The 15310-nt window shown below is 66.8% G+C and carries 2 protein-coding genes; both read left to right on the forward strand.

Annotated elements, in window-relative coordinates:
• The first annotated feature begins 191 nt into the window (after positions 1-191).
• On the forward strand, positions 192-14729 hold the full coding sequence (locus tag JHW41_RS01265; protein ID WP_250448752.1) for a LysM peptidoglycan-binding domain-containing protein: 14538 nt from the start codon (positions 192-194) through the stop codon (positions 14727-14729).
• The gene (locus JHW41_RS01270) at positions 14729-15220 is read left to right on the forward strand and encodes a hypothetical protein (protein ID WP_139382083.1); all 492 of its coding nucleotides are present in this window, start codon (positions 14729-14731) and stop codon (positions 15218-15220) included. Before JHW41_RS01265 ends, JHW41_RS01270 begins: the two co-directional genes overlap by 1 nt.
• The last annotated feature ends 90 nt before the right edge of the window (positions 15221-15310 follow it).

Raw genomic sequence — 15310 nt, forward strand, 5'->3', positions numbered from 1 at the left:
CCACGGCCATCGTCCCGCCCGGGCCCGACACCCCCTCGAAACGGCGAAAGCCAGGCGGGACGGGCCTTGCGACGATCCGGGCCGGCCCCGGGAAGGCCGCTGCGAGGGCCGGCTAAACTTTTTCCGCGAAGTGCCGAGAAGTCCATTTGAGAGCCGCCCCTTGGCGGCACAAATGGAACGGGAAGGCACACATGGTCGCGATCGTCACAGGGAATGGGCTGGGTCTGCAGGCGTCCTCGGCGCTGGGCCTGGGCGGCAGGGGTCAGGTCGGCACGGCCGGGTTCGGCAAGTCCGGCGAACAGGTGTTCGTCAACGCCGCGACCGGCAACCTGATCCTGCGCGACCGCGACCAATGGCTGATGGGCCGCGGCGTCGACGCCGAGCTGTACCGGGCCTACAACAGCCAGGCGCAGCTGATCGGCGAAAGCTGGCGCGCCGGGGTCAGCAAGCAGGTCGGCGGCCTGACCGGGACGGTCGACACCGCCGGCAGCGTGGTCTACCGCACCGACTGGGACGGCAGCCGCATCGCCTACGCCTGGGACGCGGCGCGCTCGCTGTACGTGGCCGGCGAAGGCGCGGGCACCCGCGACACCCTGGCCTGGGACGCCGGCAACCAGCGCTGGACCTGGACCCAGGGCGGCAGCCAGCTGATCGAGCGCTACGACGCCAGCAAGAACGGCCGCGTGTTCGAAAGCCTGGACCGCGACGGCAACACCACCGGCTACGTCTACAACGCCGCCGGCGCGCTCGGCGAAGTGCGCACCGCCAACGGCGAGATCACCTACCTCGACTACGACGGCAACGGCCGCCTCAGCAAGATCCGCACCGTCACCAACAACGGCGGCGGTCCGCAGACCTCGACCGCGGTGCGCTACGGCTACGACGGCGCCGGCCGGCTGAGCACGGTGACCCTGGACCTGAGCCCGGACGACAACTCGGTCGCCGACGGCAAGGTGTTCACCACCACCTACGGCTACGACGGCAGCAGCGGCCGGATCGCCTCGATCGCCCAGTCCGACGGCGCCAAGGTCGCCTTCGGCTACCAGCTGATCGACGGCCAGTACCGCGTGGTCAGCATCGCCCAGACCAGCGACGTCGGCGTGCTGCGCACGACCACGCTGAGCTACGACACCGCCAACCGCCGCACCACGATCACCGACCCGCTGGGCCAGGACACGATCCTGGCCTACGACGCCCAGGGCCGGCTGCTGCAGACCAGCAGCCCGGCGGTGAACGGCACGCGCCAGACCCAGTTCTTCGGCTACGACGCCGCCGGCCAGGTGGCGACGATCCGCGACGGCCTCGGCAACGAGGTCAAGTACACCTACGACGCGGCCGGCAACCTGATCAAGCAGGAAGACGCGGTCGGCACGGTGGTCGAGCGCACCTTCGGCAGCGACAACCAGTTGCTGAGCGAGACGGTGTCGGGGCCGAATACGGCCGCGGCGACGACGCGTTATGTGTACGACGCGGAGCAGCACCTGCGCTTCAAGATCAGCGTGGAAGGACGGGTGACCGAGTGGCGCTACAACGCCGAAGGCCAAGCCGTGTCGATGCGGGAGTTCGCCGAGGCCCTTTACGCCGACGCCGACCGCAGCGAAGCGGCGCTGGCGGCCTGGGCCGGCGCCCAGTCCATCGGCGAGCAGGTCGATTACGGCTACGATTTCCGCGGCAACCTGACGCTGGAAACCCGCTACCAGACGCGCCTGCAGAACGGCGACGGCGTCAACGCCGGCGTCGTCTCCACGCGCTATGTCTACGACGCGCAGGGCCGCCTGCTGCAACGCTACAAGGGCGAGGGCACGGCGCAGCAGGATGTCGAGCAGTTCACCTACGACGGCCTGGGCCGGCTGCTGACCGCCACCGCGTTCGACGACAGCGTCACCGTCACCCAGTACGACGACGCGCAGCGCCGCACCATCGTCAGCTTCGCCAACGGCCTGGTGCGCACCTCCAGCTACAACCGAGCCGGCGAGCTGATCGCGGTGACCGAGTCCGGCAACGGCGGCACCGTGCTGTCGCAGGTGAACTTCCGCTACGACAGCGACGGCCGCCTGCGCATGAGCGAGGACGCGCTGGGCGCGAGGACGCACGTGCTGTACGACGAGGCCGGCCGCCGAGTGGCCGAGATCGACGCGGCCGGGGCGCTGACCGAGTACGTCTACGACGGCAACAACCAGATCGTGCGCACCACCCGTTACGCCGCGCCGGTCGACGCGACGGCGTTGGCGGGATTGGTCGACGGCAACGGCCAGCCGCGGCAGACCGCGACGGTCGGCGGCCAGACCGTCGCGCTGACGCTGGCGAACTCCGGCCTGCGTCCGGCCGCGGACGCAGCCAACGATCGCTCGCAGTGGCGGTTCTACGACGCCGCCGGCCGCCTGTCCAAGACCGTCGGCGCCGACGGCGCGCTGGTCGAGTACGCCTACGACGCGGCGTCGCGGCTGCTGTCGACGATGGCCCACTACAAGCGCGTCGACATGACCGCGTTCCTGGCCGCGCCGACGGCGGCCAACGCGGTGTCGCTGGGCACGGTCACCGACAAGTCCTTCGACCGTCCCATGCGCTACTTCTACGACCGCGACGGTCTGCTGCGCGCGCAGGTCGATGGCGATCGCTACATGACGGAAATCGTCTACGACGGCGCCGGCCGCAAGGTGCGCGAGATCGCGTACAACCGCCAGGTGCAGCTGACCGACGATGCGACCGTCGAGCAGATCCGCCCCAGCCTGGACGGCACCGACCGCTTCCACGACTACCTCTACGACCAACGCGGCCTGCTGATCGCCGAAGTCGACGGCGAAGGCTACGTCACCCGCTACGACTACGACAGCGCCGGCAACGTGTCGCGTCGCGTGCGCGGGCTCAAGCTGGCCCAGGTCGCCTTCCCGGCGACCACGCCGGTGCGGTTCGGCGGCAGCTTCACCGCCCGCGCGAGCGCCGGCGCCGACGGCGTGTGGCCGAAGGTGGAGGTGTGGGTCGACGGGGCCAAGGTGCAGACCGTCACTCTCAACAGCACCAGCAACACCTACAACTTCTTCGCCGATGCCGCGGTCGGCGGCAATCATCAGATCGCGCTGGTGGTGGTGGACGCCAGCAGCGAGCGCAAGGTCTGGATCGAGCGGGCCAGCTATGCCGGCGTGGCCTTCGATGCCGGCCTGGCCGCGGTGTGGGACGCCGGCGGCACCGGCGCCGACAGCGGCCTGGTGTCGGTCAGGCCCGCCGGTACCCAGCAGCTCGAAGCGCCCGGCGCGCTGCGCTGGATGGTGGCGCCGTCGAACCTGCTGGCGCTGACGGCCTCGGCCCCCGGCGTGCTGGAAACCACCGAGTACCAGTACGACCTCGACGGCCGCCTGCTCAAGCAGACCGAGTATTCGGCCAGCGGCACCACGCTGTCGACGTTCCGCTACGACAGCCAGGGCCGGGTGGTCGAACAGGTTCGCGACGATCGCAAGTCGCTGTTCCGTTACGACGCCTTGGGCCGGGTGGTGGCCGAACTGTCCGGCGAGGGCGCCAAGGCGCTGGCGGCGCTGGGCAGCGGCGCCACCGCGGCGCAGGTCGACGCGCTCTGGCAGGACCGCGCGATCCGCTACGCCTACGACGCCGCCGGCCGGCTGGCCTCGGTCACCGACGCGCTCGACCGCGCGACGCTGTACTACTACGACGCGATGGGCCGCGCGACCCATGTGGTCAACGCCGCCGGCGAAGTGACCCAGAAGCGCTACAACGCGTTCGGCGACGTGGCGCAGACGGTCTCCTACGCCAAGCGCCTGACCTCCGCCTCGCTGGGCCAGATGCACGGCGGCGCGCTCAGCAGCGCGGTGCAACAGGCCTTCGCCCTGCTCGACGACGCGCAGGCCAGCCGGGTCGACCTGAGCTACACCATCGCCGGCGCGCTGAGCCGCAGCATCGATGCGTTGGGAAGCTACACCGACTACCGCTACACCGTCTTCGGCCAGCTCGAGCAGACCTCGCAGTGGACCGATCGCGCCAACCGCATCTCCAACAACGAGGCGCGCACGCTCTTCTATTACGACCGGCGCGGCAACCGCAACGCGCGGGTCGACGACGTCCTCAACAACGGCCGCACCACCACCGAAATCGCCAACGCATTCGGGCAGGTCTACTTCGGCACCGCATACAGCCTGCGCCAGTACCTGACCAGCTTCGACCGCAACGGCCGCGCGGTGCAACAGCTCGACGGCGGCGACGCCTGGGCCAAGATGACGTACGACGCCTTCGGCAACGTGCTCAGCCAGACCGACCGCAGCGGCAACACGACCCAATACAGCTTCACCGCCTTCAACCGCGAGGTGCGCACCACCACCGCCGAGGGCATCCAGACCGTCGTCAAGCGCAACGCCCACGGGCAGACGGTAGAGGTGATCGACGGGCGCGGCAACAGCACCGTCTACGAGTACGACCTCGATGGCCGCCTGATCCGCACCACCACGCCCGCCGGCACCGTGCGCAACGCCTACGACCAGGCCGGGCAGGTGATCGAGAGCACCGACGCGCGCGGCGTGCGCACCACCTTCGCCTACGACGCAGCCGGCCGCGTGCTCGAGCGCGTGGTCGATCCCGACGGGCTCAAGATCAAGACCACCTACGAATACGACGCCAAGGGCCAGCTGGTCCGCGCGACCGATCCGCTGGGCATGGTCACCGAGACCCGCTACGACCTGGGCGGACAGAAGATCGCCGTGGTGGTCGATGCGGGCGAGGGCAAGCTCAACCTCACCACCGCGTACGACTACGATCCGCTCGGCCGTTTGCTGCGGGTCACCGAGGGCGCCGGCACCGCCGCGGCCAAGGTGACGCTCAACAGCTACGACAAGAAGGGCCAGCTGCTCAGCGTCACGGTCGATCCGGACGGGCTGGCGCTGAAGACCCAGTTCGCCTACTGGCGCGGCAATGTAGTCGCCCGCACCGACGCCAACGGCAAGGTCACCCGCTACGTCTACGACGTCAACAACCGCCTGACCCATACGGTCGACGCCACCGGCGCGGTGGAGATCCGCGCCTACGACGCCGACGGCCGCCTGGCGCGCACCACGGCCTACGCCGGCCGGATCGATCCGGCCAGCCTGAGCGCGTATCCCACCGCCGCCGAGATCGAACAGAAGCTGACGGCGCAGGGCGAGGACCGCGTCGCGCGTTACGTCTACGACCGCGACGGCCGCCTGCGCTACGTGCTGGATTCCTACAACTACGTGGTCGAATCGGTCTACGACAACGGCGGCAACGTGGTGCGGACCGTCGCCTACGCAACGGCCGTCGGTGCGGCGGTAGCGGCCACGGTCGCGGACGTGGCGGCGGCGCTGGCGGCGCAAGGCGCCAGCGCGCACGCGGCCGATCGCGCTTCGCAGTTCGTGTACGACGCTGCCGGCCGGATGGTGTTCCAGCTCGATGCGAACCGCTATGTCACCCGCAACTATTACGACGGCAACGGCAACCTGACCGGACGGGTGCGCCACTACTGGCCGTATCCGGGCAATGCCGGCACCGGCCTGAGCGAACTGACGGCCTGGGCCGATCTCAACGAAAACGCGGCCTCGCCTCCGGTGTCGCGCCAGCGTTGGGTCTATGACGCCGCCAACCGGCTGGCGTGGGAGATCGACGCCGGCGGTTATGTGGTCGGCAACGTCTACAACGCCGCCGGGCAGCGGACCCGGCGAATGCAGTATCAGGAAGGCACCGAATATCCCTACACCAGGCCCGACGCCTACACCGACGCGGGCATGCGCGCATGGGCGACGAGGGTCACCGGCGGCGGCGTCTACACCTTCGCCACCGCGACGACACTGTGGTTCTACGATGCCGCCGGACGCGAGGTGTTCTCGTTCGATGCGGAAGGCTACTTCATCGAAAAGCGCTACGACGCGCGCGGCAATCTCGAACGGACCATCCAGTACGACAAGCAGTGGCCGACCTATACCGGCGCGGCCAACACCATCACCGACGGCGAAACCGTGGCGGCTATCGCCGCCCGGGTGGCCGGCGGCGACGGCGCATCGACGCTGTACCGTTACGACGCCGCTGGACGGGTGCGCGACCGGGTCGACGCGCTCGGCGTGACCACCCGCTACGAGTACGACGGGCTCGGCCAAGTGACGGCCGAATTCCAGGCCTGGGGCACTGCGGCTCAGGTCGCCACGCGCCGGCGTTTCGATGCGGCCGGCCGCCTGCTGGAGCAGACCCGGGCGGCGGACACGGCCTTGGCGGCGCACACGCGCTATGTCTACGATGCGTTCGGGCAGGCGATCGCGACCATCGATCCGCGCGGCGTCGAACTGGCCGAATCGGATTCGGCCTGGGCGCTGGAACTGCGCAAGTCGCTGGACTTCACCAACGAAACCGGAGCGGCCTTGCGCGCCGCCGACCTGAGCCCGGCACAGCGCGCCGCGCTGTTGGATGTCTACACCAGCCGTGCGGTATATGACCGCCAAGGGCGCCTGATCCAGTCGATCGACGCGCTCCGCGGCACCGTGACCCGGACGTACAACGCGTTCGGCAATGCGGTCTCCGTGCAGGATGCGCTCGGCAACGTCGGTACGTTCTATTTCGACGCGAACGGCAACACGACCCACCAGGTCGATCCCGAGGGTTTCCTCACCGTCACCGAGTACGACTACCGCGGCAATGCCGTGGTCGTGCGCCGCTACGCCAACCGCACTTCTGGCGCGGTCGTGCCGGGTGCGCTGCCGGCGATTCCGGCGGGCGCGGTGTCGGAAACCCGCATGAACTACAACGGGCTCGGCCAGCTGATCTCGACCACCGACGCGGAAGGCAAGGGAGAGCTGTACGGTTACGACCAGTTCGGCAACAGGAGCTTGTTCACCAACAAGCTCGGCGCGAAGACCTCCTATTTCTACGACAAGCTCGGCCGGGTGGTGACCGAGGTCTATGACGTGACCGTGGTCGATCGATACAGCGGCGCGCCCAGGTCGCTGAGCATCCAGAACCGTTACGACGCGCGCGGCAACTTGATCCGCCGCGCCGAAGCGGTGCAGACGGCCGAAGAGCGGGTGACGGTGTTCGCCTACGATGCGCTCGACCGCGCGATCTCCAGCACCCAGACCGTGGCGACGGCGCAAGGCAGCGCCAACGCCAACGCGGTCGAGAAGAGCTTCTACGACGCGCGCGGCAATCTGGTCGAAAAGATCGCCGCCAACGGCGCGCGCACGGCGTTCTACTACGACGCCGCCGACCGCCTGGTCGGCCAGGTCGGCGCCAACGGCCTGCTGACCCTCAACGACTACGACAAGGCCGGCAACCTGATCCGCACCCGTGCGTTCCTGACGCCGGTGGCGCTGCCGGCCGGCGCCACCGTGCCGGCGATTCCGAACGATCTGACCACCGGCCAGGCCAGCGCGGCGCGCGAGCAGACCTTCGAATACGACGCCAACGGCCGCCGCACCCGCGCGCTCACCCTCGGCGCGATCTTCGGCGACACCAACCAGCAGACCCGCAGCTACCAGCTCAACATCGGCCAGATCGAAGAGCGCTGGCACTACGACCTCGGCGGCCGCCTGATCGAGCACACCGACGGCAACCGCGGCGTCACCCGCACCTGGTACGACGCGCTGGGCAACAAGCGCCTGGAGATCGATGCGGAGGGTTACGGCGTGGCCTGGGTGCGCGACGCCGAAGGCAACGTGCTCAAGGAAACCCGCTACGCCACCCGCAACCCGCAAGCGCCGGTCGATGGCGCCGACCTGCAGGCGTATATCGACGCCTGGCCGGTCGCGACCGCAGACTCCGGCCAGCATCGCGTCACCGAATACACCTACGACCGCATGGGCCGGCGCCTCAGCGAAACGCGCCTGGGCGTGGAATACGGCACGGTCGATAGCGGCAACGGCCGCTTGACCCAGGCCACCGGCAGCGCGCTCACCCAATACGCCTACGACGCCGCCGGCAACCTGCTGCGCCGCACCGACGCCAACGGCAGCCTGTTCTCTTGGGAGTACGACAAGGCCGGCCGCAACACCGCGGTGATCTTGCCCGGCTTCGTCGATTACGAAGGCCGCAGCGTCAGCTCGCGCACCGAGTACACCTACAACGGCCTCAACCAGGTGGTGAAGGAAGTGCGTCGCGGCGGCGGCGTCGAGGCCGACCAGACCTCGACCTACGTCTACGGCAGCGGCGGCCGCTTGCTGAGCAAGACCGGCGCGATGGGCTACACCACCCAATTCGGCTACGACCTCGCCGGCAACATGCTCACGATGAGCTACCGGCGCACCGATTCCGGCGGCGGCCAGCGCACCGAGACCGTGCAGGTCGCCTACGACCAGGACAACCGCGAGACCAGCCGCGTCACCGTCGGCAGCGACGGCAGCCGCAGCGTCGAGCGGCGCACCCGCTACAACCTGTTCGGCGACGTCACCGGCCGCGGCACCGGCGCGAGCGGATGGCAGGAAGTCGCCGATTACGACCGCGCCGGCCGCATGTACCGCAGCAACATGGAAGGCGGGGTGATGCGGCTGTACGCGTACGACCGCAACGGCAACGCCACGGTCAAGATCGAGTCGCAGACCGCCGACCTGAGCGGGGTCGATCTCGAAACCGTCCGCAACATGTCGCTGGAGGACAAGGCGTCGTTGTTCAGCACGCTGACCCTGTACGACAAGCGCAACAACGCGGTGCAGGTGATCCAGGCGGCGATGAGCGCCGAAGGCCAGCGCCTGGGCCTCAAGCCGACTCCGATCAATCCGACCCGTCCGGGCGAGATCTCGGTCGGCGTGGGCGGGCGCATCGGTGCCGAGCGGCAGGTGCCGAACCTGGGCGCGGCGCACGGCGTGATCCAGGCGCAGCCGGCGCTGGGCGATGTGAAGATGAGTTTCCAGGCCGAGGGCACGCTAAGCTTCGACTCGCACTACAGCGTTTCGTCGCTGGACGTGAACCTGACGGTCAACGTTCCGGATTTGACCTCGATCTTCGGCCAGTACGACTTGAAGGTCGAAGCGTTCTCGCCCACGACCATGGGCAGCCCGGTGGTCGGCTACGGCCTCGGCACCGGCCCGGTCACGATCCATCTCGACAAGAACAACGCCGCCAACGGAGGCCTGTTCGGGCAGATCCTGCAGCTGAGCAATCCGTACCGGATCGAGGTCGCCTTCCGCGTGCTGGTAGTGCGCAAGTCCGACCCGGGCAATCCGGTCCTCATCAGTCGCTACACCACCACGCCGGTCGACATCGGCGGCGGCGTCATCGTCGAGCTGGAGGAGTACCAGGAACACGAGTGGTACTTCCAGGCGATCAGCGGCGACAAGTATTTCGGCTTGCAGTACCGCGCCCCCGACGAAGAAGCCTCGAACCTGCCGCAGGGCACCCAAGGCGGCGTGATCCTGCCGGCGGAGGCGATCCAGGCGTCGAACAGCGCGCAGGTCTATGTCCGCCCGATGGGTTCCAACGGCCCGTTCCAGAGCCGGCCGATCAGCATCGTCAACGGCAAGGCGATGGTCGATACCGCCGGCCTCGCGGCCGGGCAGTCGTACGAAATGCTCTACGTGGTGGAGAACACCGACGGCCAGCTGGTGCGGCGCGAGCGCTACAACTTCGTCGCCGGTCCCAACCTCAGCGTCCAGCGCCTGGAAGACAACGAAGCGGCCTACTCGCCGGCGTTCCAGGCCAACGGCCTGGGCAACTTCGTCTGGACCGACGCCGGCCTGGACATCAGCGCGCTGCGCACCCGCGACGGCGCGATTCCCTACACCGCGATCGTCGAGTACCGCCGCAAGGGCAGCCAGGACCCGTGGGCGGGCACCGCGAACCTGCCGCTGCAGCCGCCGCTGGGCACCGCCGGCAGCTACCGCTGGGACACCGCGGGCATGAGCGGCGACTACGAAGTCGTGCTCAAGCTGCGCGATATCAACAATACCGTCATCGAGACCGTCACCGGCGACATCAGCGTCGGCGCCGCGCCGGCGGTGAACCTGGACTTCGCCAAGAACGCGCCGGTCATCAGCCTGGCCAACCTGCCGCCGAACGCGAGCTCGTTGAACCTGCAGGTGCTCGACGGCAACCGCGTCGCCGCCCAGGCCTTCAACCTCAGCGTGGTCAACGGCGCGCTGAGCTGGAACATCCCGCCGGAACTGCTGGCCGAAGTCGGCGACGGCGTGCGTAGCTACCGGTTGCTGCTGAGCGTGACCGACCGCATGGTCGATCCGGCGCAGACTTACGAGATCTCCGGCACCATCGAAATCGGCCCGCGCCGCCGGCAGGAAAAGCCGGTGCTGCAGCTCGCCGGCCACCTGTACTCGCTGACCCTGGACCCCAAGCAGGCCGAAGCCCAGGTGCTGGTGCTGCATTACCGCCCGGACGGCAACACCGCCGCGAACTTCAGCGAAGTGGTGGTGCTGCGCGGCGCCGACGGCAAGTTCCACTGGGACAGCGTGACGCTCGATAAGGGCATCACCTACGAGTACTTCTACGACGCGTTCCGCACCCTCGCCGACGCGCGCAACCCCGGCGCCGGCCTGAGCCTGGTGCGCAACACCGGCTATTTCTGGCCCGACCTCGACCGCCCGGCCAGCGAAGTGCGCTGGGAGTTCGGCACCATCCAGCCCTCGGCCAACCTGATCCACCGCTACCAGAGCTACAACGCCTTCGGCGAGATCGCCAGCGAGACCGACGGCAACGGCAACACCACCAACCTGAGCTACAACACGCTCGGCAAGATGGTGAAGAAGCTCGATCCGCTGGCGGAGATCACCTACGCCAACGGCTACGTCGCCACGGTGCGCAACCTGGTGGAGTACGTCTACGACCGGGTCGGCAACATCGTCGCCTACTACGACGCCAACCGGAACCTGACCACCCAGGCCTGGAACTACGGCAGCGCCAAGCCGACCCTGGTCGGCGAATGGCATGCCGACGGCGGCGCCAGGCGCTACGGCTTCGACGTGCACGGCAACCAGCGCGTGGTCACCGACGAGATCGGCCGCACCACCAGCTATCGCTACGATGCCGGCAACCGGCTGATCTCGGTGACCCGTCCGAAGGCCGCGAACGAGACCCAGGCGCTGGAGGAAACCTACCAGTACGACGAACTCGACCGGCGCATCGCGCATACCGTCTCCAGCCTGGGCCAGGACACCACCGACTTCGACATCGAAGGCGCCGTCAGCCGCGTGGTCAGCGCCGAAGGGCGCGTGACCCGCTACTCGGCCACCTGGGACGCGCAGGCCAACGGCGGCAAGGGCGCCTGGCACAAGGTGACGGTGCTGGCCAACAACAAGAGCTCGACCGACCTGGTCGACGCCAGCGGCCGCAGGCTGTCGCACGTGGACTTCGGCGACAACGCCTTCGTCTACGACTACAACCTCGCCGGCCTGCTCGCCAAGGCCGGCAATACGGTGTACGAGTACTACGGCAACGGCCTGATCAAGAGCCAGACCGACATCGTCAGCGGCATCCGCGGCTACTACGAGTACGACCGCAACGGCAACCGCACCTTCGAGGGCTTCACCACCCGCGGCGGCACCTGGGCCTTCCAGCAGTCCAGGGCCGAATACGACCAGCTCAACCGCCTGAAGAAGGTCATCGACCCGCGCTACGTCATCGAGTACGAGTACGACGCGCAGGGCAACCGCATCCACATGCTGTCCACGTACAACGACCCGGTGTCGGGCGTGCGGTCCCAGCAGGACTACTGGTACCGCTACGACAACATGAACCGGTTCGTCGTGACCATGGGCACGCTGGGCGAGAAGAACGAAGTCCGCGGCACCAGCGTGGACGACACCCGCGTGCAGGTGAACGAGGGCAGCGGCGACGGCGTGCTCCTGGCCTACGACCAGGCCAACCAGCGCGTGATGGCGCGCTACGGCCGCGACGGCCATACCGAGCGCTACGCCTACGACATCCGCGGCTACCTCACCGACACCACCATCGACGGCACGCTGCGCGCGCGCCGCGTCAACGACCTCGCCGGCCGCGTCGGCGATTACTACGAGTACGACGCCAGCGGCGCGCTCAAGAGCAGCACCACCCGCTACTGGGACAACGACAGCCTGTTGCTGCAGGAGCACGACAACCAGGCCAACAAGGGCACGATCACCTACCGCGACGCCGACGGCACCGTTACTTCGACCGAGACCTACGGCGAAGCGACCACGGTCACCACCACCTACACCTACCGCTGGTTCGACAGCGCCAAGCAGAGCGAGATCAGGGTCCAGGCCAGCAACGACAGCGTGCAGGGCCGGTGGGCGCCGGGCTTCTCGCTGTTCGAATACGACGACCTGGGACGGATCAAGACCGCGCGCGACGTCAAGGGCGGGCGCGCGTTCTCCTACGAGACCGACGGCGAAGGCCGCATCCTGCAGCGCGACGAGCTGCTGGGCGTCGAAGAGCGGCCGGACGGCAGCTTCTCCTCGGGCACCCAGAACCGCTTCCACAGCTACTACTTCTTCGACGACCGCCAGGTCGGCAACGCCGGCAACGACGGCATCGACCGCATCGACTACGCCAAGGAACTGGCACAGAACCAGGTCAAGCCCGGCGCCCAGAACGACGAGCGCCATAAGCGCTTCGCACCGGTCTCAGGCGCCGACTTCGACCAGAACTACCTGCCGATCAACAGCCTCTACCCGACCGCCGCGCCGGGCAGCTACATCGTCAAGGCCGGCGACACCCTGCAGACCATCGCCGCCGCGCTGTGGGGCGACTCGGCGATGTGGTACCTGCTGGCCGACGCCAACAACCTCGCCCCGACCCAGGCCCTGATTCCGAACACCGTGCTCACGGTGCCGAACAAGGTCGCCAACATCCACAACAACGCCAGCACGTTCAAGCCGTACGACGCGGGCTCGGCGATGGGCAACACCAGCCCGACGGTGCCGGAACCGCCGCCGCCGCCGGCGGCTAAGAAGGGGTGTGGCGGGTTCGTCAAGGTGCTTGCGGTGGTGGTAGCGATCGTGGCAACGGTATTTACCGCAGGTGTGGCTACTGTAGGCGTTGGCGCGGGCTTTAGCTCGATCATGGGGGCTGGCGCTGCGACGTTGGCCGGGGCGGGCGGCGCAGCTTTTGCGGTAGGAGCTGGCGCGCTTGGCGGTGCGGTAGGCAGCATCGCCAGCCAGGCGATACTGATTGCGGGTGGCGAACAAGATGGATTCGACTGGAAGAGTGTTGCCCTAGGCGCTATCGGCGGCGCGGTCAGCGCCGGATTGTCCTCGCAGGGTTTCACCGCCGCTCTAGGAAAGATTGGAATTCAGAGCGAGTGGGCGCAGACCGCAACGAGAGCCATGTTGGGCAACGCCGCTTCCCAAAGTACGGCCATGGCCATCGGAGCGCAGGACAGCTTCGATTGGCGAAGCGTCGCAGTTTCTGCAGTAAGCGCGAATGTCGGTCGCTGGGTCGGCAATAAGGTGGCTGCCTTCGGGGATTATCGCGACTGGAGCGAATCGTCGATTTATCGTGCTGCGGACTTCAGCGCCGGATTTGCATCGAGAGTCACGGACGCCGCCGCGCGTGGAAATCTCTCAAGCAGAGTCTTGTTGACTCTCGGTTTGGATGCGTTTGCGACCACTGTCGGCAATGCCATTGTTGATGCGGCGTGGAGACGCAGGCCGGATGACGCACTCGCCATGGGTGGCGTCAGCAACAGCGACGGCAGCGGTGATACGGCCTCGGCCTACTTCGCGCCGCGGGCATCGGGCGCTGACGGCGAGATCGCTACGTTGGATCGGGTGACGGCGACCGCTTATGGCAGCGATTGGCAGTTCTGGGCCAGAAACATACATTCCAATGGCTTGATCAACGTTACCAATGGCGGGGAATTCGATCAGCACGACAGCCACTACGACGTCAGGATGCCTGTGAGCGTGCCGGACCCCGCGCTCGCCACTTCGGGTAATCTGCCTTTGTCGCAGCGTCCGATCTACGATGTGGTTGAAGACGGCGCGGGTTGGGTGTTGAGCGGAACCGTTCCGGCGGCCGTGCATATGCGCAACAATAAGCACGTTTCCGCTTCGACCTCCGCATCGGGCACGGTAACGGGTTTGGGCAAGGGGGTGCTGGACGTAGGGATCGGCCTGGTCGAATCGTATGAGAACCTCGGGCTTGTTTTCGTGGACGATTCGTTTGCGGATCAAGTACGGATCAGCGATAACCTTCGAGGCTATATCCCGTCCGTACGGGACGACGAATGGGGCGGGGTGACCCTCGCTCAAAGCCTGAGTTTGCTCACGCGTTTCGGACGCGGATCGGCGGCGGCCAAGGGCGGCGTCCAGGGTATATGGATGAACGGACTTGAGGCCGACGCGAGCGCCCGGACTTCGTCCTCCCACAATGTGTGGGGTACGATCCATCGCATTCCTGGCGCTCCAGAGTATTCAGACTATCCTGGTACCGTTCTGCCTCGGGCATATGTGGCCGAGGTGGACGGAGAGAGTTATTTCATCGCGGGTAACGCTACCAAGCATCTCTACGAAGAAATTACCGGTCGCGGAGTGCCTCTGAAGCCTAGCGGCATGACCAATGAGCAGTATGGAGTGGTGCTGGAAGACGCTGTTCGTTCTTACAGGAAAACGCCGGGAGTGATCCATACGCAAATGCTGTTGGACAGTCTCCATCAGGCGATTGCAGACACTGTTCGCAGTGGCGATTATGTGTTTAATAAGCCGTATGTGACGAAGGGCCGTTGGGAGATCATTCTTTCTCCGCCGAAACAGGATGGTGGGTTCTTGGTGGTCAAGCACGCGCTATGGTTAGGAGACGAATAATGAGCAATATGATTGGCGTCTTGGCCGCCGATGCTTCGGTAGAGATCATGGACGAGGAATTCATCCCCCTGATTCTGAGTTTTGGCGACAGAGGGGAGGGAGATGTTTTCCTGAGGTTCGTATCGGATGTCTCTTTGTTGGAACTGGGCGTTTCTGCGGACGATCAGGCCCTGTCATCCATAAGGCTCGTGCACGTGCCGAAACTGTCGGACCTGCAGATTCCAGCGGTTCCTGTGGACTGCGAGGTCGGCCTTCCGATGTTCGATCTTCATGCTTGGGGCGGTCGCAAAAGACTAGATGTCACGGCCGTAGCGAGTCTGGCCATTTCTTCGAGTTCGGCGTTCATTGCAATTGGGCCGGTGCGCACGACAGACAAGGTTGTTCGTTGTGGAAATCTCTATTTCGCAACGGCTGATGGCCAGCTCGCTTGGATCCACATAACGGATCTTTCTGTTGAACAGTTATCGGAAATAAAGTCGGAGGTGCGTTAGAAATTGATTGCGTAGCCGATCGCGGTTGGCTGCACCGTCTTTTTCTCGAGTCCGATCTTTGTGTGGGAGTCGGTTGGGTTATTTGCACGG

Origin of the sequence: Lysobacter enzymogenes, from assembly GCF_023617245.1 — a bacterium.
Classification (GTDB): Bacteria; Pseudomonadota; Gammaproteobacteria; order Xanthomonadales; family Xanthomonadaceae; genus Lysobacter; species Lysobacter yananisis.